We start from the raw sequence: 23,793 nt of genomic DNA, 5'->3' as shown, positions 1-23,793 counted from the left end.
GGCCGGTGATCATGCCGCCGCCGCTCTGTTGAAGCCGGACCTCCACCTCGTCGAATGCGGGCCGTCTCGGTGTGCGGCAGGCCAGGCAAAAGCACTCCTCCAGCCGGCATGTCTGTTTCGCGGGAATACGGGCCTTGAGGAAGGCGATCAGCGCCTCGCCGAGGAATCAGGGCAGGCTTTTGTTCCGTGAGGGCTGGAAGGCCGGTCTTGATCCACCGGCGCACGGTGGCCTTGCAGATGCCCAGCGCCCTGGAGGCTTCGTCGACCGTGTAATTCCGATGCCGCCGCACCGACCTCCAGCTTGCCTTGCGCGCCATCTCAGCAAGGCCCGTTTTCAATCAGCGCGCGGATATCCTCGATGCGCCAGACCGTGATCCGGGAGCCGAGCTTGAGCGGTTTGGGAAAGCGGCCATCCTTGATCCCTGCCCACCAGGTGGATTTGCTGACCGGGATCGGCCCGTGCGGGGCGATGATCGAGCGAAGGCGAAGAAAGCCGGTCGCCGGGAGTGCGGGTTTGTCGTCCATTGCGTCACCTCGTGTTGCCAAGTACGAGGTGGATTTAGGAAGGTTTACAGTGCAGTAGGCCGAATTCGGTTTCGGCTAAACCGAATTCGGTTTCGACGGTTTCAGTCGGGTAGCAGTTCGCGGGCTTCCGCCAGGTATTTCCGGATGGTGTCCTCGTCGAGCGATAGTCCAACAAGCCTCAAATCGCTGGCGATTTCGCTCGCGGTCCCAGTCCGGCTGGCCTTTGGGTTGTGTCCATATCCTTTGACTGCCATACCGATCACGAGTTTGAGCAAGCTGGTGCGAGCCAGTTCACCAAGTGGCTTGGCCACCGAGTCGGTCGGCGTCGGCGATGCCCCTGTTTCAAGTTGACTGATTCTCGCCTCAAGCCGTGAGACCAGTTCGGTTTGCTGATCGTACAAGGTTTTCCAGTCCGCGACTTGGACCCCCTGAAGCTGGATCGCCGCCGCGAGGCCCTCCGGAATGGACAGCCGGTTCCGTCCAGCCCACGCCAAGAAGAATCCCGGCAAGTTCCGATGCGCCAGCTGATTCATGGCTACAGCACGCGTTGCAAGGTCATGCAGATCAAGAAACTGCCGTGCGGTCTTCGATATCGACGCGTAGGGCTTTACCGTCTGCAGACCGACCTTTCGCGGGTGACGTGCAACCATGAGCGCGCAGGCTTCTTCCACGGTCCAAAAAGCGGCCTTAGAATAAAAATCGTACGCTGCCGCATCCGCCACATGTTGGTTCAGTGGCAGCGCCGCCTCGCGTTTGGCCTCTTCCTCGACCAGCCTTGTTTTCCACCTTGCGTCCAAGTCCGCGTCTGAAAGCGAAACCAATTCGTCATGGCACACGCGGGCAGCGATGACTTCCTCGCTAGCCAAATCTTGCTCCGGCGCTGTGAGAAAGAGGCCCTCAGGTCGAAACTTGGCGATACCGGCGATGCAAAAATCCGGGAACTTGGCGCCGAAGATCACCCATTGACGGTGTATGCGTGTCTGTTCTGGTGTCCAATCGGGTTGCGCCACTCTGATCACCTCGCGGTAGAATCATCATCTAGAGCGTGCAACCTTAATCGCTCCACCTCAGTTGCCCACCACTCTGTCATACGCTCGCGCTCGTCCCAATATGCGGCGCGATGGTAGGCGCGCCGCACCTCTTCAGACCCGACATGTCCAAGTTCGGCCTCGACGGCGTCGGGATGCCATTTCCCACTTTCATTGAGCAGGCTGGACGCGGTCGCGCGAAAGCCGTGCGAGGTGGCTTCGTGATTTTTGAATCCCAGCCGCCGGAGCGCGCCGTTCATAGTGTTCTCGCTCATCGGGCGTATCAGGGAACTGACAGACGCGAATACGAGCTTTTGCGATTGGGTCATTTCCCGGACATTGCGCAGGATTGCCACCGCCGCCTTCGATATAGGCTTTCGGTGTTCGCGCCGCATCTTTGTGCGTTCTGCCGGGATGATCCAGATGCCAGCATCTAGATCGAACTCTGCCCATTCCGCGTGCCGCAATTCGCCGGGCCTCGGATAGAGAAGCGCCATAACCTGGAGGGCCGCACGGGTTTCCAACGTGCCGTCATACGTCCAGATGGCGCGGAACAGCGCGCCGACCTTGGCCTGATCGGGGATCGCCGCGCGATGGGTGACAATCGGGGCGGTGAGAGCACCCTTGAGGCCCTGGGTCGGATCGTGGGTGGCTCTGGCCGAGGCGATGGCGAAGCGCATCACCTGCCCGATGGTCGAGCGAAGACGGCGCGCGGTTTCGAGGTTTCCGGCAGCCTCGACCTTGCGCAGCGGGATCAGGACATCGCCTGCAGTGATCTCGGTGATCGGGCGGTCGCCGAGGTCGACATTGGCAAGATCGACCATCCAGCGGATTTTCTTCATCGTCGCTTTCGCGCGGCCTTCCTTTTCGACCTTCACCACGTATTCTGCGGCGATGGCCTTGAAGGTGTCTTGCCGGATGGCCTTGATCGCCCGCTTGGCGGCCTTGGCGTGGGCCGATGGGTCGACGCCCTCGGCGAGCCGGGCCTTGGCCTCATCCCGTCTTTGCCGCGCCAATGCGAGAGAAACAGCGGGATATGCCCCCAGCGCGAGTGTTTTCTGCTTTCCGTCAAAGCGATAGGCGAGGCGCCAGAGCTTGCCGCCGCTAGGGGATAGCAACAGGTGAAGGCCGCCGCCATCGCTGCGCTTGTAGGCGCTCGCGGCGGGTTTGAAGGCCTTGATCTGGATATCTGTGATGGCCATTCGCCAGCCTTGCGTCTAAACGCACTCGAATTGAAAGTACCAACAAAAGTACCAACAATTCGGCTGGATGCCAACAATCTTCGTCGGACGACCCCGGACAGGTCATTAGCGGATTCGCCAGTAAATCAACGGGTTTCCGGCAAAAGCCGGATTTCACAGGACGACAAAAATCGGAGTAATGGTGCCCAGGAGAAGAGTAGGGGGAAATTCTACCGCCCTTCAAACTGGTGTTATTTCAATGTGTTAGTCTGACCTTCAAATTTGGTACATGGCGCGTTGATGATCTCCATGTACCAAACCGTGGCGCGGTGCTGGCGTCAAGTCCTGGGACTGGCTGAGCCTTGGCCAGGCGCTTCGTGTGCTTGCCTGAGAGCGATCGCAAACAGCCAATCGAAGACCTTCGCGCGGGCCTCGCCGTCTGTGAGGATGATGTTCGACATCTCCTGGTCCCGTTGGAAAGCCTGAATGATCTCTGGGAACACAGCCTTCACAAAGGCGCCACGTGAGACGTCCGGCGGATTGTTGCGGAGGGTCGCCTGCATGGCAGGGCTCTCCATTACCCGCTCAGAAGCCGCAACGAAGCGCAGATAGTCTTCCTGAGTGAAAGTCGTTCCGTGCCGCTCGTTGAACGCGTCGATGATCTCCTGGAGGGTCTTCGCTTCCTTCTCCGTGAAGGGTTTTGCCGCAAACTCGCTGATAGGTTTCAGCTCAGTGGTTTCCCCTGCGGACAAGGATGCTGAACCTTCCGCTTTTCGCTCCACCTTGAAGGCCGCGAGCCGCAGCATATCGTCGGTGATGTCGGGGTCTTCCGGTTGTTCCCGGTCGGGGAGCTTGCGGTCCAGCCAACTTGCGTAGACGTACAGTTTCTCCAGCCAGCTATCCCCGAGCGACATGATTTGGGCGAGGAAGACGTAGAAGCGCTGATAGCTCTTCAGCAGCTGGCGAAACTCCTCCTGGCGGCCCTCGTCGCTTTCAGCACTCCAGCGGCCCACTGCGTTGCTGACAATGGCTTCCAGGCTAGGGCGGTCCGCCGTGGTGACGCCTTCGGGTTTGAAATAGATCTCGGCGAAGCGATCAATCTCGGCCTTATCTATGAAGCCGTAGCCAATGATTTTCTGTTCAAGCTCGTAGATCTGATTGGGGTCAGAACGCTCTTCCAGGGTGGTCGTCTCAAAGAAGGGCTTGAAGGCTTCCTGGATGTCCTCAATGGAGTTCTGGAAATCCAGGACGAATGTGTGCTGCTTGCCAGACTTGGTGCGGTTGAGGCGAGAGAGCGTCTGCACGGCCTGCAAGCCCGCGAGCTTGCGATCCACATACATGGCGCACAGTTTCGGCTGGTCAAAGCCGGTCTGGTACTTCTCCGCCACGATAAGGAGATGGTAGCCAGGGCCGTCAAACTTGTCGGGCAATTCCGTCTCGGAAAAGCCGTTGAGATCCGGTTCGGTTACTTCGCCTCCAGCGCCATCAGGCATTGCGCCTGAGAAGGCAACCAGGACACCCATTTCGGAATAGTTCTTCGAAGCAAGGTAGCGCTCCACCCCCCGGAAATACTTGAGGGCGGCGTCGCGGCTGGCTGTCACGATCATCGCCTTGGCCTCTCCGCCTAGCTCGTACATCACGTGGCGCCGGAAATGCTCGACGATCACCTCGACCTTTTGGTCAATGGCATCGTCGTGGAGGTGGGCGAACTTGGCGACCTTGCGCTGCGCTTTCGAACCTTCAAAGCGAGGGTCATCCTCAATGGTCTTCTCAAGCTGGTAGTAGGCCTTGTAGGTCGAGTAATTTTTGAGGACGTCGAGGATGAAACCTTCCTCGATCGCCTGCCGCATCGAGTACAGATGGAAAGACTGTGGCTTGCCGTCTGGGCTCGCCATGCCGAACCGTTCCAGCGTCACATTGCGAGGGGTCGCGGTGAAGGCGAAGTAAGAGATATTGGGCTGTGGACCACGCTCGTTTTGCTGGGCCAGAATAATGTCTTCCAGCGACCCGCCAGCCTCTTCCGTTTCCTTCGCTGTCAGTGCCTTTGAGACGGCTTCAGCCGCCTTGCCTGACTGAGAGCTGTGGGCCTCATCCATGATCACGGCAAACCGCTTGTGCGCCTGGGCCGAGAGCGCCGCCAGATGATCCGTTCCGAACTTCTGGATCGTTGAGACAATGATCTTTGCCCCCGCCTCAAGGGCTTCCTTGAGTTGACGCGAAGTGCCGTCGATGGCTCGCACCACGCCCGGTGTCTGCTCCAGCTCTCTAACGGTGTTCTGGAGCTGCCGGTCGAGCACCCGGCGGTCGGTCAGGATGATGGCGGTGTCGAACACCGACTCATCGCCTTCTGTATGAAGCTTGATCGCCTGGTGTGCAGTCCAGCCGATCGTGTTCGACTTCCCTGACCCTGCGGAATGCTGGATGAGGTAGTTCTGACCGCACCCATGCGCTCGGGCATGGGCCATGAGCTTGCGCACCGTATCGAGCTGCTGGAAGCGCGGGAAGATCATCACCCCGTCTTCATTGAGGTGGATGAAGCGACCGATAATGTCGAGCAACACCTCCCGCGAAAAGATCGCCTTGCCGCTGGGGAGGTCGCGATAGAGATAGGCGATCCGGAACTCGTCAGATCCATCCTCAAGTCTCACATCAGGGTTTCCAGAGCCGCCATCACGCCCCCGATTGAAAGGCAGGAAGTAGGTCTGTCCGTTGGCGAGGCGCGTTGCCATCGAGACATAATCCTGGTCGAGCGCAAAATGGACGAGAGCACCCCGCTTGAAGGTCAGGAGAGGCTCCCCAGCGGGCGATCGATCCTTCTTGTACTGCTTCTCGGCTGTCTTGTAGTTCGACCCTGTGAGCGTGTTTTTGAACTCGAATGTCGCGACCGGAATGCCGTTCACGTAGAGGACGGTATCGATCCGGTTTCCATTCTTTGTCGAGTATTCGACTTCCTGGATCACCGAAAGGATATTGGCGTCGTAGAGTCTTACCAGGTCGGGATTGATCGAAGAGGCTGGCTGGAAAGCGCAGAGCTGGAACTTGATGTTTGGGACCAGCTTGATCCCTTGTCGGAACACCACCAGCGCCCCGAAGGTCTTGAGGTCCTTGGAAAGCTTGTCAATTACGGTGCGCTGAGCCGAGCCAGGATACTGCGCTTCCAACGCCGTCCAGGCATCTGGCTGGGACGTCTTTAAGAACTCGCACACCAATTCGATGTCGAGCGCGAGAGGCCTGTCGTGGTGCTCAGGACGGCGCTCGCAGTAGCCTTGGTGTTCGGCCAATTGCTGGACGAAATGTTCCTGGACGGCGATCTCGCGATGGAGGGAGGAAGCGCTAGCCCTCATTTTTGTCCTCCTCGGGTGGGCATCGGGCTGGCAGCCTGAGCTTTCCCACCTGGCAATCGGCTGGCCTGGTTCTGTTCCAAGTGTAGTAGAACGTACACAAATTTTCTCGGTGCCATTTCTTGATCGCCTTCATCAACCGGCTGCTTGGCCGGAACCCATCGACCAGCTCGCAATTGTCGATGCGGAATGATGCATTAACTTCTTGATGGAGGATGTGAAAATGCGGTGGCGGGTGTTCGTCGGAGAATATCTCAACTTTGGTCCCCGGGACGAACATCACCATGTGTTTGATAATCGGGTGTTCGGCGAAGTCCTCATCAGCAGCACGATCCAATGCGTTCCGAAGCTCTGAAACTGCGGATCGATCCATCTCACAACGCGCCAGGGGCTGTGCTCCCATCAAGCTTCCTCCGGCACCACTGCCCACATCCGCTGCAGGCGTAGCTTCGCCTTCATTTCGTCCGACAGGTCGTCAAAAACATCGAAGAGCTCATCGAGGACTTCCTCGCGACCCCAGAGACGGATGCGGAAGTAAAGCTCGTTGATGCGGGACCGCACAGTCGACTTGAACCCTGACCAGCAGACGAGAAGCCCCTGATCCGCATGGGCATCCTGAACACTGCCGATAAGGCTCTGTAGGGTCGGTTGATCGCCAACGATGTCGCCGGACTTCACTTGGACAACCAAGCGTGGAGAGTCGAAACCCAAGGCGCCTTTGCCAGCAACGATGTCGATGCCGCGATCTGCACCCGGCAAAGTGACTTCCGTCCGATACCCTTGAGCTTCCAGGATTGCGGCGATCAGGTGGGTGAATTCATGTCCCGCGAAGTTCGCTGAGATGTGTTCCTCGATTTGTTGGCGGGCGATCTCGGCAAGGTCGAGTTGGACGTCTACCTCTGCGTCTTCGCCTTCGGCTGCATCGCCTTTATTCATAGTTGGCATGTGCCGCGCGAGCGACGGACCAGGATCCCGCCGCGACCGAGCCAGTTCGGCGAAACGGTCTGCAGCATTGTTGCGAGAGATGCGGCAGATCGTTTGGGATGCTCCCAAGGAATAGAGAAGGTCCTGCTTCACGGCTTGCCGGGGAAGGTCTGTAACAAGCCAGATCACTTCGCGGCCAGGATGCTTGCCATCGACCATCATGAAGCCGCCCTTCACCCTGCCAATGGCGATCTCACCAGAGGTTTTCAGGGGCAGTACGACGAGATCATTCGGCTCGACCTGATGCTTGAGCTGATTGATCTGGACGGCCCAGTTCTGAATTGTGCCTTGCTTCTGGCTGGGGTAGCACGGCTCCAAATAGGCGAGGATCTCTTCGCGCGATGAGCAAGTTTCCAATTCCCGCGAGAGATCCCAGCCAGTCGCCAGTTTGCCGTCCTGCAGCGCTCGCGGTTCGTTCTCGCCATACTTACCCAAGCGGATCATCCAGACATTGGTCATTTGATCAGCCCCAGTGCCACGAAAGCCGCGCGGGCCTCTGGCTTTAAAGTGAACCCGCTGGTCTTCTTGTCGTAAGTTGTGAGCAGACCGCAGTAGAATGTGGCCGCTTCGCCACTCGGCTGCTTTCGATGTTCTGAGGGCGGCGCTGGCCAGAGATAGGCTTGACGGTCTTTGGCCATCATCCCGAAATGCATCTGCCAGGTGAGGCCTTCCCATCGGAGTGCCGAACTAAGCTGCCCCGCCGTACCTCCAGGGGTCTCTGCGATGACCTTGATGAGGTTCACTTGGGTGTCGGTCGGCGGAACCCGGGTGAAAGCTTCCTTGATTTTCCCGACTTCATCCAGGGAGGACAGGTGGTCATACTCGACGGCTGCGAGGTCCGTTTCGTACTGATCCAGAGCAGCCAGGAAGGCCTCCGCCTGCTCCGATTTCTTCGCGTCTCCGCTCTCTGCCATCTTGCGAGCATTCTCACGCATGGCCGAGCGTTCAGCTGGGGTCTTTTTCGGTAGGCTGTCGATGACCTTTTTCATCCCGCTAGTTCCTCCTGGATCTGGTCAAGGCGGCGATCTGCCTCGCCGTGACGGCTCCAGCGCGTCACATCGATCTGGCCGGTGACAGCCGCCGTGATGAGGGCGGAGCGGTGTTCCTTGAGACGGGCTATGGAAGTGTCTAGCGGGGTTTTCAGATTATCAATCGCGCTCATCCGCGCCCGGAGGTGCCGAACAATTTCTGCTTGGGCCGCCGGTGGGGGCACGACGCCAAAAAGGTGCGCCAGTCTTTCGCTCTTGATTCCCTTGGCGGTTGAGCCCGAGGAATACAGACTTAAAGATCCTTGGAATTCACTGGTCTGCATCATCGCGGCGAGGTAGTCGTTCGAGATCAAATCTGCGCGAGCTTGAAACTTGATAATTCTTTGCGCGAAGGCGACGTCACAACGGTCGACTTGAGCGATCTCGCCCAAGGGAGCCTCGGTCGTCATGAGCACGTCGCCGATTTCGGGCGCACCTCGTTCTTGAAGTTTTGCCCATTCAGCTGCTGATGTGTATTCAGCCGCTCGCTGGTAGTCGATAGCTCCATTTTTGATATTGCGCCCAGTCACTAGAAACACGCCATCATCAAGCTTAACTGGCGTCCTTCCGCGATAATCTACTTTGGAGGAGATCAGGCGTTGGAAGCGACATACCGTCCAATCATGCGGTACGGACCCAAACCAATCCACGCCAGAGGGGACGAGAGCGGTGGCCCCGCCCTCGCGCCCCATCACCACTTGATCAAATACAGCCTGACGCTTCTCCCCCAACAGCGCCACCAGGCGCTGTTTCTTCTCGATTAGCTGGTCGATGCGGGCGGTTTCCCGGTCGAGGAAGGCCGCGATGGCCTTCTGGGTGTTGAGGTCGGGGCGGGTGATCCATTCGTTCGGAAAGTCGGTGAACTTGATAGACTGCCGCACGCCGCCACCCAGCGAGTAATAGTATTTCGCAAGGTCGAGTGCCAGGAGCGCATAGGCCCAGAAACGAGGCTCATCATCGTCTGAAACGTGGAGAGCATCATAGGCCGATGTGATGATGCCTCTCTCGCGCACGAGCCCTTGTCGCAGGCTGCGCTTGTCGTTCTGCAGGTCGGTTAAGCGCATGACGATGTCGCCTCGCTCTACGACTTGATAGGTCTCAAAGCTCTCGGGCAGGAGACCGTCAGCGGTGTTGATGTCCTTGCGCTTTATGCGACCGAAGCTCAGAGAGAGGAGGTTGCGTTCCTGCATGCCAGCATTTTTGTTGCCACGGCGCACCCTCAACGTCTGATGGAGCTTTCCAATCATCCAGCCGTCGGGGCGTGGCGTTCCGTGAACGCGCTCTTGAAGCGTTGTTATGTTCACGCCGCCACCTCCGCCAGCAACGCCGCAATCTCCGCCTCCAGCGTCTTCAACTCGGCATCGATCTCGGCCAGCGGTCTTGGCGGGACGTATTCGTAGAAATAGCGGTTGAAATTGATTTCATAGCCGACCCGGCCCACCTGCTTGTCGCTGGCATCGGTGAAGCCCTCATCGACCCACGCATCGGCGACGAAGGGCGTGACCTCGCGTTCGAGATAGGATTTCCAAGCTTCGCCGAGCGGCACCAGTTCCGTATCGCGCAAATCGCTATCGGGCTCCGGTGTGCCATCCTTGGTGCGGCAGATTTCGGCAGTCTCGTCGCGCTCGGACAAGGCTGTGAGGATCGATTTCTTTGCGGCTGTGGCGAGCTTGATGTTGTGGGCCTTGAGCACCGCGCCGAGCGCTTTCTCGAAAGCCGGGCGCGAGCGCCAAGGTGTGTCCGGCAACTCGTCCAGGGCTGCGAGTAGGGCAGCCTGCTCGGCGTCGGGGAGTTTGGCGAAGGCCTTGTCGTCGCGCAGGGCGCCGAGGTGTTTTGGCGTGACCTGGAAGGCGAGTTTCAGAGGGCGCTCGACCTTGATTTCGCGATATCCGAACTCGGTGCTGTCGAAGACCTTGGAGACCTTTTCATCGGCCTTGTCGAAAGCCTTGTAGAGATTGACGATCGCCTCGCGGGCCTCGTCGGGGATTTCCCGGCGCTTGGAGCCGAGCGATTTGCGCATGGATTTCCAGAAGCCCTCGCCTGAGGCATCGATCAATTGCACCTTGCCGCGGCGCTCCACCGGCTTGCGATTTGAGAGGAGCCAGACATACGTTTGGATGCCGGTATTGTAGAAGAGGTCGGTCGGCAGGGCGATGATCGCCTCGACCCAGTCATTTTCCAGCATCCAGCGTCGGATCTCACTCTCGCCGCCACCGGCACTGCCGGTGAAGAGGGGCGAGCCATTCATGACAATGCCGACGCGCGAGCCGGCCTCGTCATCGCGCATTTTGGAAATCATGTGCTGCAGGAAGAGAAGTTGGCCGTCGGAGACACGCGGTGTGCCGGCACCGAAACGGCCATCATGGCCCATTTCCTTCGCTTCAGCCTCGATCGGTTCGCGATATTTCTTCCAGTCGACGCCATAGGGCGGATTGCAGATCATGTAGTGGAATTTGCGGCCCGGGTGCGCGTCATTGGTGAGCGTATTGCCGAAGGCGATCTGGTCCGGATCATGGCCGGTCACCAGCATGTCGGAGCGGCAGATTGCGAAGGCTTCGGGATTGAGCTCCTGGCCGAAGAGTTCAACGCGGATTTTTGAATTGATGCTGTGGAGGGCTTCCTCGGCGAGTGCCAACATGCCGCCGGTGCCGCAGGCCGGGTCGTATACCTGGCGGATCACGCCCAGCCCGGTGAGCTTGCCCGTATCAGTCTCGACCAGAAGGTCCACGATCAGGCGGATGACTTCGCGCGGCGTGAAATGCTCCCCGGCAGTCTCGTTGGAGATTTCCGAAAAGCGCCGGATCAATTCCTCGAAGAGGTAACCCATCTCGATGTTGGAGACGGTTTTCGGATGAAGATCGATCTCGGTGAAGCGTTCGAACACCTTCCAGAGAAGGCCCGCATCATTGAGGCGCTTGAGCTGGTCGGTCAGCAGGAATTTCTCCAGGAAAACGTCCTGCACATCGGGTGAAAAGCCCATGATGTAGTCGACCAGGTTGGCGTGGAGCTGGCCGGGGTCCTGCTGTTTGAGCTTTGCGAAGGTGAAACGCGAGGTGTTGTAGGCTTTGATGTCACTGCCAACGGCTGCCAGCAAGATCGTCCGTCGCGTCTCGTCATCGATGCCTTCGGGCAGGTTCGCATGGGCCGCCAGGACGGCGTCCTTGGTGGGCTCCAGGATCAGGTCAAGACGGCGCAACACGACGAAGGGCAATACTACCTTGCCGTATTCAAACTGCTTGAAATCCCCCCGCAGCAGCTCGGCGATGGACCAGGCGAAGTTGGCGAGCGACTGCACGTTTGATGGTGTCGGTGTCATGGTTTGGTGTCTCTAAGCCCCGTTGAAGTTGAGTGAACCGCATGCGCTCGCATTGAGCAAGGCGGCGGCACTCAAGAGTTTGAATTTACCCTCGATGCCCGCTTGTGGGGGACCGAATGAGGTGAGCGTAGTCCCGCTGGGGTGACAATAGCTGTCGCGATAAAAACAGATGGGGGCAGCTGGGCTTGTCGGTATTGCTCCCGACGTCAGAAACAAGTCTGTGGGCCGCTAGGCGGTTCGGCGGGATGAAGTCCCTAGCCTCCACTGCTGTTATGGCGTCGGGAGTACATATTCTGCGTTCTACTACACCCCCAATTCCCGGAGATGGGAATCTAAGGCCTCACTGTGGATTGGCTGCTGGCTTGGGTGCATCCCGCCGGACATTGCTGCTGCCTTGGCAGACGCTACGAGGTCTGTCAGGTCTTCAGCGCTCATGCCATTTGCGAGGGCATTGCGCAGCAGGTGGCTGACCAGCGTTTCCAGCGCCGCAATCCTGGCGGCATTTTCGCCAACGCTAACACCTTGCGCTAATTGTCCAATTTTCATGAATGTACCTTTCTGAGGGTGGGAAATCTACCGGCGTCCAATCGCCTAAAGATTGCGATCAATAGTTATGCCCAGATCAGAGAGTCAAACAAGCTTGCCCTAATGACGCCGGGGACCGAGCGTCCGATAAGGCGTCATACAAATCCATATTGACTTTTGACGCTTCAAGCCTCATAGGGTTTAGACCCTAGCAAAGCTTGGAGTGAACCATGATTATTGGATATGCCCGCACCTCTACCGCTGACCAGGAGGCGGGGCTTGCTGCACAGGAACGGGACCTTGCCGCGGTTGGGGCTGAGAAGGTCTTCGCTGAGCAGGCCTCCTCGGTCGCCCGTAGGGACGGCCTAGAGCAGGCGCTGGATTATCTCAGGGAGGGTGACCAGCTCACCGTCACGAAGCTGGACCGCCTGGCCCGGTCAATCCGCGACCTCATGGACATTGTCGAACGGGTCAACGCCAAGGGCGCCAGCTTACGCATCCTGGCGATGGACCTCGATACCGCTTCGGCCACGGGCAAGTTGATGCTGGGCATCCTCGGATCCGTTGCGGAGTTCGAGCGGGAGATCATGCTGGAACGGCAGCGCGAGGGGATCGCTAAGGCGAAGGCGGAGGGCAAGTACAAGGGCCGTGCGCCAACCGCACAACGACAGGCCTCGGAGGTTCTGAGGTTGCTGGGGAGCGGCATGACCGAAGTTGCCGTGGCGGACGCACTCGGCATCAGCCGCTCCAGCGTGCAGCGGATCAAACGCACGCCCGTCGCTTAAGCACCCTACTAATGGATAGGTGGTTGGGGGGGGTATCCTAAGAGGGGCCTTAAGGAACAAGGGTATTCTCAGATACTAGTACCTCCCCTACCACCCCCCACAGGGGGGGGGCATGTCCAAAGGGGGTGACACAGGGACCATTACCCAACGGTCTTACTGACCCTAATGGTCTGCCCTGTGATGCTCCGGTAAGCCTCCCGCATGACGGGTAGTGCAAGAAAGGTCTTGGAGGCCGGAACGAGCACTGCGTCGTGGATCGGGAGCCCCGTAATGCCTGCTTCGATGAGGTCGAGCATTATACGTGTCATTATCTCGCTCTCGATGCCCATGATGCGAGCCCCTGCGCCGGTTCCAAGTAGGGGTGCGATGGCCGGATGCTGACGTGCGACTAGGTCTGCGGCGGACTTCCCCGACAGATGAGCGGGAAAGTGTTCACGCGTTCCCTTCACAAGGCTCCGCCGTTCACGCTCATCCCATAGCAGAGCATTGAAGAAGGCCTTGCGTGTTTTGCGGGGCACGGTCTCCAATCCTGGGATGTCGTAGAGATCGCCCTTTGGGGCCGCTCCGCCAACCAGTGCGTACGCGATGTGAGGGTGAAGCTGTTCAAAATCGAGTTCGACAACTCGCTCGCCATCGATCCGGAGGTGTGCGAACCGATCCGTCTTTGACATCGGGACCCAAAAGCCGCCACCGAAACGCCCGCCATGGTCGAAGCCTTCATCAATGAAACTCCGTACGAGGCGGCGATGGCCGACGTCGACTGTGTCGGCACACTCCGGCGTCACCGAGATGTCAGCCTGCAAAAGCGCGTGATTGATCCGGGTAACCTCCTCGCGGAGTGAATGCGTCTGCGGTGTGTCGACATAGTCGATGATGGAACGCTTCTGGCGGCGTTTCACAGACTTGAGGATGATGACCTCGCCCACCGGCGCTTGGTGGAATGCCGCCGCTTGGAAGTCCGGTTCCCTGAGGTGAGCCAGGAGGACCGGCCCTGCGGTGATGGTTGAACTGTTCCGCTGCTCAGCAGTCGAGGGGGGTGCGATGACCTGTACGATCCAACCAGCCTCGTGAAGTTCATCCAGACGCTGGGGAAAGGCTCCAGTCTCGCCTTCTTGGCGGTACCGGTCGCGTCGCTCCAGATGGACCTTTGAGCGGCTCACGTGGATAGGCGTAGAGTCGCTCCTGAGGGCCGCCTGAGTGGCGTTCGCGACGATGGCGGACACTGCGGCCTCAAATGCACTCTCGTGTCTCTGCTGGCGTCTACGCGCCTTCTTGGAGCGCCTTCTAATGGCATTGGCGTCGGTCATCGCTAGGGCAACCAGCTGGTGCGCTGGCGGGTTGCTCGGACGAAGCGTCCAGTCGAACGGGATGTCGGAGCGCTTCGGCTGGTCTTGGGCGGTTTCATGTAGTGGGAAGTCGTCTGCGCAGTCGAATGCGAGCATGTGGTCTCCTCAAAAAGAAGACGCCCGCCGTCAAAGGACAGCAGGCGCCGTGGTGGCTTGTTTTCGGCATGGTCGGGTTTCTGTTTAGGGGACGCCTAATTGCGGCAAAACGAGGTGCGGCATGCAGATTAGGCCCGGTTTGGGTAGAAAGAGGTGTTGTGCGGGGGTCACCAACGTGCAGGCTAAGCGGCGTTGCCCCAAAAGGCTCTCCCAGATGGTTGAAGGGGTGTGCTAGGGGGACACCTAGAGTTCGCTGCGCAGTGCTCGGGAGGGGGCCGGCTCAGCGTTTAGAGCGGTTGAGGTTAGGGCCATCATCCCAACTTGCGGAATCAGCGCCTTCTGATTTAGCTTTAACGCAGCTAGACGGAGGAGAGCTATGGCACCGGCAATGTGGCAGATTTTGATCACACTTGTGCTGATCGTGGTATTGTACGTCGTTCCAATGTGGAAGATCGCACGCAAGGCGGGCTACGCGGGCTCGTTGAGCTTGCTCATGCTAGTGCCGGGCCTGAACATCGTCCTGCTTTGGTTGTTCGCCCTCGCTGATTGGCCAATAGGTCAGAACAGGGACCGCCCCGCGCGATGATCCTCGCTGGGGCATTGGGGGAAAATGCGGTCGGCGCTGTGTTGAGAGACCCCTCTGATATTCTGGTCAAAATTTTGGCACTCACGGCAGCTCGTCCGGCAGATATTCCGTCTCGTCGACATCGCCGAGGTGGGGAATGGAGCGTTCCAACGCATCCTTCAGTACACCCAGCGGCCGTTTCGCAGCGCCATATCCAGCCCCGACGTTCTTTCTGGAGTGCCCCATGATCGCGTCCTGAGTCTCTTCCGGCACCTCAGCAAGCCGCATCGCTTCTTTCATTGAATGCCGGAAGGAGTAGGCCACCAGCCTATCCGGTGCATGCGGGACGCCTGCCGCTCGTATCGCCTTGTTCAAGGTTTGCGAGAGGCGCTCCGTGTCCCGATACAGCTGGGGGAAGAGGTGTTGGTCGGAAGCGGTGCTCAAGGCTTCACGCGCGGCTGTGATGGCAGGGCCGATCAGCGGTACAACGCGCTCCGCCATCGCCGTCTTGAGCCTTCGGTCTGCGGTCCATCGGACCCTTATCGCCGGAACTTCCTGGTCCAAATAGACCTCGGATTTGCTCAAGCCGCCGATTTCCATTGGGCGACACCCCGTGTACTTCAGCAGCGTCAGAATATGGCGCGTGTTGGGGTCGGTGTCTTGGCGGCGAACATAGGCGTCCAGCAGGCTGAAATGTCTGCGATGGAACGGAACGCGGGGCTTCGGTGGTGCGGCGGTTGCGGGAATGTCCTGCTCCGCAAACGGATTGTCGGCTTTGAGGTCATAGTTTTTTCGCAAGTAGTTGAAGATGGCCTTTAGCGTCGTCAGGCGCCTGCGAACGGTCCCTGCGGATTGGCCGCGGTCGGTTACTAGGCTTCGGAGCCACCTGTTGACCATCGGGCGTGAGATGCTGGCCAGCTCCACGTCGCCGACCATCTCAATGAATTGATTTGTCGCTTGGACGGTCGCCTTGTCTTGGCGCCCGTCGTACCGCTCTGAGAGGTAGAGGTCGCGTGCCTGCGACACCGTCAACTCAGGCTCCACGGGCTTGCCAGCTACCAGCACGGCCAGCCGGGCTTTCTGCACGGGCGTTAGTTGCTTGGGGTGTCCCTTCTCGTCCCAGCCGGACTGTCGACCGGCCTCCTCAATGATGCGCTCGATGTTGAGGTCTCGTTGGCTGTCCAGCTCGTCCTCGCCGCGGTCAGTCCAAACGGTTTCTCTGATTGCACCAGGTTGTCCATCAAGAAGCTGAAAGCGGCCTGCCCACTCAGCCGCTCGCTTCGCGAGAACAGCAGGACTGCAATCATGAGCCAACTCGCGTCGCAATGTTGCGATCTGCTCATCGGTCTCACGCCACAAGCGATTTGCTTCGACGTGCGCTCGCAATGTCTGGTCTGGCCCTAGCCCAAGGGTCTTTTTCCACTCACGCTGGCCGACAATCTCAATGAGGTCCGGCGGCACTGCGCGGCGGAAGTGATAGGTGTTATTGCGGAGCTGTAGCCCGGGCACAATTATTCTCACGGCTGGTTCCTATGTACCAAGCCATGTACCAAATTATGCGACTAACACAATGCTCTATAAGGGATTTCAGCTGGTTAGGACTGAATATTGGTGCCCAGGAGAAGACTCGAACTTCCACTTCCTTTCGGAAACTAGCACCTGAAGCTAGCGCGTCTACCAATTCCGCCACCTGGGCAGGTGTGGAAGCGGGTAGGTAAAGAAGGCCTGCTCGCCTGTCAACGCCGGGCGCTCAGCGCAACGCATACGGCGGCGCTTCGGCGTGGCGGCGGGCCCACAGGCGCATTGTCTCATGGACAGATCGTGTGATTTTTGGTCTACCCGGAACCGACCGGATTAGCGCGGGGATGAAACCATGCTTCGAGACGAAATCATCACAGTATTCGGCGGCTCAGGCTTTGTTGGCCGCCATGTGGTTCGGGCCCTGTCGCGGGCGGGTTATCGGGTTCGCGTGGCAACGCGGCGGCCGCATCTGGCGCAGGATTTGCGCGTTGCCGGTGTCGTCGGACAAGTCCAGCTGGTGCAGGCCAATGTGCGCGTTGCGTCCTCGGTCGAGCGGGCCGTTGAAGGCGCCAGCGGCGTCGTCAACCTGGTCGGCGTGCTGAACGAAGACGGCCGCCAGACGTTCACGCGCCTGCATGCCTTGGGCGCCAAGACCATCGCCACAGCGGCGGCCAAGGCCGGCATCACCACGATGATCCAGATGTCGGCCATCGGTGCCGACGCCAACAGTGCCTCGCGTTATGCACGCTCGAAGGCCGAAGGCGAAGCGCATGTGAAGGCGGCGCTGCCCAGCGCGACGATTCTGCGGCCTTCGATCATTTTCGGGGTCGGCGACGGCTTCTTCAATCGCTTCGCTTCGATGGCGCAATTCCTGCCAATCCTGCCGCTGTTTGGCGGTGGCAAGACGCGCTTCCAGCCGGTCTATGCCGGCGATGTCGCCGATGCCGTGCTCGCCGCGCTGACCAGCGAGGCCGCCCGCGGCCAGACCTATGAGCTGGGCGGACCGGGTGTGTACACGTTTGAAGAGCTGATGCGCTTCGTCGTCACCGAGCTCGACCGGCCGCGCTTCCTGATGCCGCTGCCCTTCGCCCTGGCGACCCCGATGGCGATGCTGTTCGAAATGGCGGCGATCCTGCCCTTCGTCGAGCCGGTCATCACGCGTGACCAGCTGACCCAGCTGCGCCAGGACAATGTCGTCAGCGAGGCCGCCAAAACCCTGGCCGATCTCGGCCTGACCGGCGAAACCGTCGAAGCCATCGTCCCCGATTACCTGATCCCGTACCGGCGGCACGGGCAGTTTCACGAGCGGGCGGTCTAGAAAAAGAGGGACATGTATAATTAACGCGCAGTCTGTCCGGCGTGCCAACAAAGCGCTGTCGTGCGAGCGCGTTAATTATACATGTCCCTTTTTTTCTCCTACTACGACTACTACTATAGCTGCCTCCCTGGAGCGGACACGGCGTTGCGCCCGGCTTGGGGCCGGATGCGCGGTGGTTATTCACGGGTTCAAAGAGCCTGGTGAGTATCGCATGGCGTTGGCGGGGCGGGGATAAGGGGGGGTCCCGCGTCCGGCCGCTTGGCGGACGCGATTGGCGTGGCATGATTACATTTCTCAGCTCGCGCCATATTTGCGAAAGTTTTCTGTTGAAACGACAGACTTAGGCCTTGGCTGCTCTTGGGACCCTTGAAACCCTAGGTGTGCCAAGGCCCAATGCGAGAGACCCGATGAGCAATCCATCAATAGATTTCCGCTCGATCCGATCACACCACGGGAGTCAACACACGGCTTTCGAAGAATTGTGCTGTCAGCTCTTCCGCATGGAGTTCGAGTCGGCCGGGTATATTTATACACGGAAGGGCGCAGGAGCTGACGCGGGTGTAGAGGCATATGCTGACAAGCCAGGCAATGGCCGAATTGGCATTCAAGCGAAGTACGTCTTTGAGTGGGGCGATGGCCTTAGAAAACAGTTGAATGAGTCTATCGATGCCGCGCTACAAAAAAACCTGCGCTTGGAAACATATCACGTCTGCATTCCATTCAATCTTCCGGCAGGCGTGCAAAAAGGGAAAACTAGCGCCCGCAATAAGTGGGAGAACTGGGCGGCTCGTTGGATAGAAAAGGCGGCGGACCATGGGCGTGCCCTAACGATTGAACTTTGGGATGAGTCGGCGCTTCTGGAACGCTTAATGCGTGCTGCCCCCGCTTACTCAGGCCGATTAGCATATTGGTTTGATGTCAGTTTTTTTGGAATGGAGTGGTTTCACGATAGGTTTCGCGTGGCTAGGACGGCTTTGGGAAGCCGATACACTCCCGCGACCAACGTTGATCTAGACCTCAAGGGCAACTTTGAAATTTTTACGCGCAGCTTTGACTTTCACGGACTATCGGCAGTTTGGAAGCGAGAACTGGCGGGAGATCTTCGATCAGTATTGGGCGCGTTTGCCGGTTCTACGTCGCCCTCTGAAGGGGTGCAGGATCTATCCAAAGCCGTTCTTGAACTTTCCGCGACCTTCGAGTCCGATCCTACACCAACAGACGAGCTTCCTGTAGGAAGCTGGCTCAAGCTGATTGCGAAAACGCACGACTCGGTGCGGTACGTTTTCCTTGAAGCTTCTTCGTTGTCCTCTGTCCGCCCTGATCATGGTGGATATAGCGATAGGGATGCTGCGTACCGCGTTCTTGGAGCGCTGGATGACACTTTGTCCCAAATCCGAGATGAACTGGGTACGGCAAAATGGACGCTGGCAAATCATCGATTTTGCGCCCTTCTTGGAGAGGCCGGGGTAGGAAAGTCTCACTTGCTCGCTGATGTTGTCAGCGATCAGATTTCTCAGAAGCGCCCCGCTCTGATTCTCCTTGGGCAGCAGTTCGAGCTCGGTGATCCCTGGGCTCAGGTCGCTCAGCAACTGGGCCTTACACATGAGCGTTCGGTGCTGCTCGGCGCGTTGGATGCTGCAGGTGAGGCGTGCTCTGCACGCACCTTGATCTGCATTGATGCGATCAATGAAAGGAATGGCATTGATATTTGGCCGCAACACCTCGGGAGCTTCTTCGCAGAGGCTGAGCCTTACAAGCACCTTTGTATCGTGCTCTCTTGCCGATCGACCTTCGCTAACCGCCTCATTCCTCCCAGCTTCGGTGCCGAGCAGCTTGGTAGGGTGTACCATGTGGGGTTCGGGGGCACGGGAGGTCGGGCCGCAAGGGCGTACTTAGCGACGAGGGGGATTACGCTACCTGGCGCGCCTACGCTGACTGAGGAGTTCGATAACCCACTTTTCTTGCGCACTTGCTGCGACTTTCTCGATGCATCGGGCAAGTCCGAGCTGCCTAGGGGCATGACTGGCGTCAGCGAGACATTTCGCTTTTATCATCAGGCAGCAATCGCGGCCATAAACAGTCGGCTGCGCCTTAACCCCAAACTCAAGATCGTTGAGCAGGCATTTGGTGCATTTGTCAGCGAAGTGCGGCGCAATCGTTCCCAATTTTTAGCCTACACGAGCGCCCACGAAATTCTTGACCACTATCTTCCATCATCCGGAGATATCGAGGGAGGCTTGCTCACAAACTTGATCAACGAGGGCGTCCTATCTGAAGAGATTCAGGCGGGCGCCGATCCGACCGACGAGCCTATCGAGCAAGACGTCGTACGCTTCACCTTTGAGAGGTTCGGCGACTACATGATCGCGGAGGCCATGCTCGATGAGTACGCTGATCGGGAATCAGCCACAAACGCGTTCAGCCCCGGCGGTAAGCTCCACGAGTTTGTATGCGGTGAGAAAGCATATCGGAATGCCGGCGTGATCGAGGCTCTTGCAGTCCTTCTTCCGGAGCGTTGGCAAGTGGAGTTGCCCGATGCCGTGCAGGTGGAGGGCGACAATCTCTGGGACGTGAACGAGGCGTTTTTAACGAGCCTCAAATGGCGCCAGCAGGTATTCTACTCAAAACGTTCAGACGAGCTCGCTGCGGCGCTGCTTCCAGCAGACCGCTTTCTCGATCTGCGGGTATCGATCAGCACAGAGCCCGATAACGAGTTCAATGCGAACCATCTGGACACTCGGCTTCGCGCATTTTCGATGCCTGAACGGGACACAATTTGGTCAGCATACTTGCTAAGCTGCGAGGAAGGAGAAAGTGGACCCTATTCGCTGATTGAATGGGCATGGGAAAATGGCTTTGAAGCTATAGAGCCCAACAGGGCCAGACTTTGTGCTGTGACTCTCACATGGTTCCTAACAACGTCGAACCGCCACCTTCGAGATCGAGCCACAAAAGCACTTGCGACGATATTGGCGCCGCGCCTGAGATTGGCCGCGGATCTATTGAGATCCTTTTCAGTTGTTGATGACCCGTACGTCTGCGACCGCCTGTTGGCTGCTGCTTACGGCGCGGCGCTGCAGAACTTGGATCCAACGAACCTCTCCAATTTATCGCATGCCGCTTATGAAAACTTTTTCTCCACAGGCAAAACCACCTGCAACGAATCCATTAGAGACAGCGCGCGCAGCATTGTCTTGTACGCGCAAACCACGGGGCACTTAGCATCTGACATCGACCCTCTGAATACGATTCCGCCACACGCTGGTGCCGAACCTATTGAGTACGTACCCGATAGCGTCATCGATACGTACCGTGAGGAATACGGCCCCGGTCATTTCCACAGCGATGAAATAGTCGGCTCTGCAGTGAACGACGGAGACTTCGCGCGCTACGTCATTGATGGAATTGCTGATGATTGGGCAATATCCCGCATTGACGCGAAGGAGCCTCAAACTCCGAGCGCGCTCTTCGAAGAATGGGCGGATCGTTTTCAAGCTACGGCTTCGCCAGCCGCTTTGAAGGCGTACGAAGCTCTTCTCAAGGTCGCTAAAAAATATGCCGACAACAGGCCGTTTCCGCAGACCGACGAAGAGGCCGAAATCGATAAAGCGTCCGCCGAGTTCCGAGACACCATCTCCAGCGACCAATGGGAGGAATTTCGCACCCGGGCCCAGCCCTTCATCCTGGGAGAAATGTTCTCGAAGCGTGAAAGGGTTCAAAATCCGGCGCAGTTCGACCCTTCACTTGCACGACGCTGGATCTGCAAGCGTGCTCATGACCTCGGCTGGACCCAAGAGAGGTTTGGCGAAATCGATCGCGCCCTAGGAGCTCATGACCGCAACGAGCATCGGCGTGAAAGGATCGGGAAGAAATATCAATGGATTGCTCTTCACGAGTTTGTGGGACGGGTCAGCGATACGCAGTTCTATCTAGGATCGGGGTACTCGAGCGAACCAGGAGATGAGCAGTACGAAAGTGCGTTGCAGACGCGCGTTCGGGAACTCGACCCCTCGCTGCTCATGGCGAAATCCAATCGCGAACGAGGGCGACAGACGGAAGCAAAAAAGTACTGGTGGTCCCCCATCGGGCGGCCCTTGCGATCGGCGTCACCGGAAGAGCGTTTGAATTGGCTGCTTTCAGACCGTGACTTGTACAACGACGCCTCGATGATTGCAGTCCAATCACTGGAGGCTGATACGCCCTGGCTGGTACTTCATGGATCGCGAGGCTTTCGAGGCGAGGGCGAATTTAATGGAGAGGTTTCATGGCAACGCGACGTTTGGTGCCGTATCGATTGCGTCGCCGTGAAGCGGAACGATAAGGCACGTTTAGTCAAATCAATTCGGGGAAAACGCCTTACCGATCCTTATTCGATTCCTAGATTGGATTTTAGCGGAGATTACTACCTTGGAGAGTTTCCCTGGCACCCCCGCTTAGCGGGAAACGATGATTGGGTTGCCCCCAACCGGTGGCTTGCGGTAGGCGCCCCGGTGCGGCCTTTGGTTGCCAGATACCTCTGCGAACGCGGAAATTTCGACTATTCCTTGGACGATACCGTGAGTCTTGAAATGCCTGCGCCTTGGCTCGCGAACATCCTGGGACTGAAATTGTTAAGTGGGAAGCAACCGTCGTATGTGGATAAGTGCGGTCAGAAGCGGTTTTTCGACCCCTCAGTTCTAGAGCCCGGCCCGAGTGCGGCTGTGGTGGATCGAACCGCATTCTTAGGCGCGTTATCATCTGTCGATTGTGAACCGGTTTGGATTATCTCTGGTGAGAAGAGCGTGCACGGCTCATCTACGCATTCCAACGCCTGGGGGGGCGCAAGATACCACACTGGCGTCTACACAATCGATGCGGGAAAGCTGGAAGGTTGCATGACCACTTTCGTTCAAGCGCCGTCGCGGAGTCAGTTTGCCGAATTTTCTGAGGGCGAAAACTTGGAGGATTGGTTCGAGAAAATCCGCGAAGCGGAAGCCGCGCAACCAGATAACCCGCCGAAGAATGAGTCGTTCGACGACATCGAACCCATCCCTATTTCTTGGGTATTCGACGGCGATGATTGAGCTCTTGGTGCTAGCTTAGGCGCGAGTTCATGCCCCACCGTGGCGAATTGTATTTTTATTTCAATTATTTGTCATCCCCGCCGGATGGCCCGACTTGATCGGGCCGCAGAGCGGGGACCCAGACCCTCGAGCGTCTGGGTCCCTGATCTCCGCCCGGATCGCTTCGCATCCGGGCATCTGTCAGGGATGACAAGGATTGGGTGATTTGGGAGTGGAGTTTCCCCCTACATCGCCAACCAGACCAGCAGCCCAACCCCCAACGCCACGCGATAAATCACAAACGGCAGGAAGCCGATCCGGTCGACCAGGCGCATCAGGACGGCGATTGCGGCGAGGGCGGAGATGAAGGAGAGGCCGGCGACGATCAGGCCGTCATGGAGGTGGGCGCCGGCATCGGCCTCGCCCATCAGTTCGATGATGGAGAGAACGGCGAAGGCGGCGATCACCGGGATCGACATCAGCATCGAGAAGCGGGCGCTTTCGCTGCGGGTCAGGCCGAGGGCGCGCGCGGCGGTCATGGTGGTGCCGGAGCGGGAGGCGCCGGGGATCAGGGCGAGCGCTTGGGCGAGGCCGATCAGGGCGGCGTCCCTGAAGGTCATGGTTTCGATGGATTTGACGCTGGGGCCATAACGGTCAGCCAGCCAGAGCGGCAGGGCGAAGACCAGGGTCGAGATCGCGATCACCAGCGGCGAGCGCAGCGCATCGACCAGGTTGAGGGCAAACAGGGCGCCGCCGAAAATCATCACCGGCGGCAGCGAGGCGGCGACCAGCAAAGCGAGGCGTCCGCCGGGCGTGATGCGGCCGGTCAGAAGGGCGAATTTGCCGATCACGACATCGCGGATATCGCGCCAGAAATAGACCAGCACCGCCAGCAGAGTGCCGCCATGCGCCATGACATCGATCAGCGGGCCCTGATCGGCTTCGCCCAGCAGGGTCGGCGTCAGGATCAGGTGTGCCGAGGAGCTGATCGGCAGGAATTCGGTGATACCCTGGACCAGGGCGAGCACAATGAGATGGAGCAGGGTCATGGCAACCAGGGGTTTGGACGGTGGCGCATCCTGTTTCAGTTTTCCCGGCTTTGCCAGTGGATTGTCAGCTGGCGGGCGGGCACGCATTGGTCAGGCGTGTGCCTGTGGGCCCGCGCTGCATTGACGCGTCTCGCCAGTGCGCC

At 58.6% G+C, this 23,793-nt stretch carries 16 protein-coding genes and 1 tRNA gene; 3 read left to right on the top strand and 14 right to left on the bottom strand.

Going from position 1 to position 23,793, the window contains the following annotated elements; translation table 11 throughout:
- Positions 1 to 318: 318 nt before the first annotated feature.
- From AAC029_RS03940 to AAC029_RS03895, 10 genes are all read right to left on the bottom strand, one after another.
- The gene (locus AAC029_RS03940) at positions 319 to 525 is read right to left on the bottom strand and encodes an AlpA family phage regulatory protein (protein WP_091769941.1); all 207 of its coding nucleotides are present in this window, start codon (positions 523 to 525) and stop codon (positions 319 to 321) included.
- 101 nt (positions 526 to 626) lie between these two features.
- Positions 627 to 1,535: a hypothetical protein gene (locus AAC029_RS03935; RefSeq protein WP_339744182.1), complete on the bottom strand. Its 909-nt coding sequence runs from the start codon at positions 1,533 to 1,535 to the stop codon at positions 627 to 629.
- A 5-nt stretch (positions 1,536 to 1,540) separates the two neighbouring features.
- On the bottom strand, positions 1,541 to 2,755 hold the full coding sequence (locus tag AAC029_RS03930; protein ID WP_339744180.1) for an integrase arm-type DNA-binding domain-containing protein: 1,215 nt from the start codon (positions 2,753 to 2,755) through the stop codon (positions 1,541 to 1,543).
- A 317-nt stretch (positions 2,756 to 3,072) separates the two neighbouring features.
- Complete coding sequence (locus AAC029_RS03925; protein ID WP_339744178.1) at positions 3,073 to 6,078, bottom strand: type I restriction endonuclease; 3,006 nt, start codon at positions 6,076 to 6,078, stop codon at positions 3,073 to 3,075.
- Positions 6,068 to 6,478 carry a DUF4160 domain-containing protein gene (locus AAC029_RS03920; RefSeq protein ID WP_339744176.1) on the bottom strand — a complete coding sequence of 137 codons (411 nt, stop codon included), beginning with the start codon at positions 6,476 to 6,478 and terminating at the stop codon, positions 6,068 to 6,070. The genes AAC029_RS03925 and AAC029_RS03920 overlap by 11 nt, the downstream gene beginning before the upstream one ends.
- Positions 6,478 to 7,518: a restriction endonuclease gene (locus AAC029_RS03915; protein ID WP_339744174.1), complete on the bottom strand. Its 1,041-nt coding sequence runs from the start codon at positions 7,516 to 7,518 to the stop codon at positions 6,478 to 6,480. Before AAC029_RS03915 ends, AAC029_RS03920 begins: the two co-directional genes overlap by 1 nt.
- On the bottom strand, positions 7,515 to 8,048 hold the full coding sequence (locus AAC029_RS03910) for a hypothetical protein (protein ID WP_339744172.1): 534 nt from the start codon (positions 8,046 to 8,048) through the stop codon (positions 7,515 to 7,517). The genes AAC029_RS03915 and AAC029_RS03910 overlap by 4 nt, the downstream gene beginning before the upstream one ends.
- Positions 8,045 to 9,391 carry a hypothetical protein gene (locus tag AAC029_RS03905; protein ID WP_339744170.1) on the bottom strand — a complete coding sequence of 449 codons (1,347 nt, stop codon included), beginning with the start codon at positions 9,389 to 9,391 and terminating at the stop codon, positions 8,045 to 8,047. The genes AAC029_RS03910 and AAC029_RS03905 overlap by 4 nt, the downstream gene beginning before the upstream one ends.
- The gene (locus AAC029_RS03900) at positions 9,388 to 11,403 is read right to left on the bottom strand and encodes a class I SAM-dependent DNA methyltransferase (protein ID WP_339744169.1); all 2,016 of its coding nucleotides are present in this window, start codon (positions 11,401 to 11,403) and stop codon (positions 9,388 to 9,390) included. The genes AAC029_RS03905 and AAC029_RS03900 overlap by 4 nt, the downstream gene beginning before the upstream one ends.
- Before the next feature lie 303 nt (positions 11,404 to 11,706).
- Positions 11,707 to 11,949 carry a hypothetical protein gene (locus AAC029_RS03895; protein WP_339744167.1) on the bottom strand — a complete coding sequence of 81 codons (243 nt, stop codon included), beginning with the start codon at positions 11,947 to 11,949 and terminating at the stop codon, positions 11,707 to 11,709.
- 209 nt (positions 11,950 to 12,158) lie between these two features.
- On the opposite strand from AAC029_RS03895, the gene AAC029_RS03890 reads away from it, so the two are divergent.
- Positions 12,159 to 12,713: a recombinase family protein gene (locus tag AAC029_RS03890; protein WP_339744165.1), complete on the top strand. Its 555-nt coding sequence runs from the start codon at positions 12,159 to 12,161 to the stop codon at positions 12,711 to 12,713.
- A gap of 140 nt (positions 12,714 to 12,853) precedes the next feature.
- Here the strand turns inward: AAC029_RS03890 and AAC029_RS03885 are convergent, their stop codons facing one another.
- From AAC029_RS03885 to AAC029_RS03875, 3 genes are all read right to left on the bottom strand, one after another.
- Complete coding sequence (locus tag AAC029_RS03885; RefSeq protein ID WP_339744163.1) at positions 12,854 to 14,155, bottom strand: hypothetical protein; 1,302 nt, start codon at positions 14,153 to 14,155, stop codon at positions 12,854 to 12,856.
- Between the two features lie 667 nt (positions 14,156 to 14,822).
- Positions 14,823 to 16,241: a DUF6538 domain-containing protein gene (locus AAC029_RS03880; RefSeq protein WP_339744161.1), complete on the bottom strand. Its 1,419-nt coding sequence runs from the start codon at positions 16,239 to 16,241 to the stop codon at positions 14,823 to 14,825.
- A gap of 88 nt (positions 16,242 to 16,329) precedes the next feature.
- Positions 16,330 to 16,416, bottom strand: a tRNA-Leu gene (locus tag AAC029_RS03875).
- Between the two features lie 177 nt (positions 16,417 to 16,593).
- Between AAC029_RS03875 and AAC029_RS03870 the strand changes: the two genes are divergently transcribed.
- Both AAC029_RS03870 and AAC029_RS03865 read left to right on the top strand, forming a co-directional pair.
- Positions 16,594 to 17,559 carry a complex I NDUFA9 subunit family protein gene (locus tag AAC029_RS03870; RefSeq protein ID WP_339744159.1) on the top strand — a complete coding sequence of 322 codons (966 nt, stop codon included), beginning with the start codon at positions 16,594 to 16,596 and terminating at the stop codon, positions 17,557 to 17,559.
- Positions 17,560 to 17,966: 407 nt separating this feature from the next.
- Positions 17,967 to 22,622, top strand: coding sequence for a hypothetical protein (locus AAC029_RS03865; RefSeq protein ID WP_339744157.1), 4,656 nt, complete (start codon positions 17,967 to 17,969; stop codon positions 22,620 to 22,622).
- A 224-nt stretch (positions 22,623 to 22,846) separates the two neighbouring features.
- Here AAC029_RS03865 and AAC029_RS03860 read toward each other — a convergent pair whose 3' ends face one another.
- A complete protein-coding gene (locus tag AAC029_RS03860) occupies positions 22,847 to 23,737 on the bottom strand; it encodes an undecaprenyl-diphosphate phosphatase (protein ID WP_339744155.1) in 891 nt (296 codons plus the stop codon).
- Positions 23,738 to 23,793 lie beyond the last annotated feature (56 nt).

The organism is uncultured Maricaulis sp. (assembly GCF_963975345.1).
Classification (GTDB): domain Bacteria; phylum Pseudomonadota; class Alphaproteobacteria; order Caulobacterales; family Maricaulaceae; genus Maricaulis.
This window is presented reverse-complemented; position numbering and strand designations above follow the sequence as displayed.

Coding starts and splice junctions, on each gene's coding strand:
- AAC029_RS03865 (WP_339744157.1), top strand. CDS start 17,967: ATGAGCAATCCATCAATAGATTTCCGCTCGATCCGATCACACCACGGG.
- AAC029_RS03910 (WP_339744172.1), bottom strand. CDS start 8,048: ATGAAAAAGGTCATCGACAGCCTACCGAAAAAGACCCCAGCTGAACGC.
- AAC029_RS03890 (WP_339744165.1), top strand. CDS start 12,159: ATGATTATTGGATATGCCCGCACCTCTACCGCTGACCAGGAGGCGGGG.
- AAC029_RS03860 (WP_339744155.1), bottom strand. CDS start 23,737: ATGCGTGCCCGCCCGCCAGCTGACAATCCACTGGCAAAGCCGGGAAAA.
- AAC029_RS03940 (WP_091769941.1), bottom strand. CDS start 525: ATGGACGACAAACCCGCACTCCCGGCGACCGGCTTTCTTCGCCTTCGC.
- AAC029_RS03870 (WP_339744159.1), top strand. CDS start 16,594: ATGCTTCGAGACGAAATCATCACAGTATTCGGCGGCTCAGGCTTTGTT.
- AAC029_RS03930 (WP_339744180.1), bottom strand. CDS start 2,755: ATGGCCATCACAGATATCCAGATCAAGGCCTTCAAACCCGCCGCGAGC.
- AAC029_RS03925 (WP_339744178.1), bottom strand. CDS start 6,078: ATGAGGGCTAGCGCTTCCTCCCTCCATCGCGAGATCGCCGTCCAGGAA.
- AAC029_RS03915 (WP_339744174.1), bottom strand. CDS start 7,518: ATGACCAATGTCTGGATGATCCGCTTGGGTAAGTATGGCGAGAACGAA.
- AAC029_RS03900 (WP_339744169.1), bottom strand. CDS start 11,403: ATGACACCGACACCATCAAACGTGCAGTCGCTCGCCAACTTCGCCTGG.
- AAC029_RS03920 (WP_339744176.1), bottom strand. CDS start 6,478: ATGGGAGCACAGCCCCTGGCGCGTTGTGAGATGGATCGATCCGCAGTT.
- AAC029_RS03885 (WP_339744163.1), bottom strand. CDS start 14,155: ATGCTCGCATTCGACTGCGCAGACGACTTCCCACTACATGAAACCGCC.
- AAC029_RS03895 (WP_339744167.1), bottom strand. CDS start 11,949: ATGAAAATTGGACAATTAGCGCAAGGTGTTAGCGTTGGCGAAAATGCC.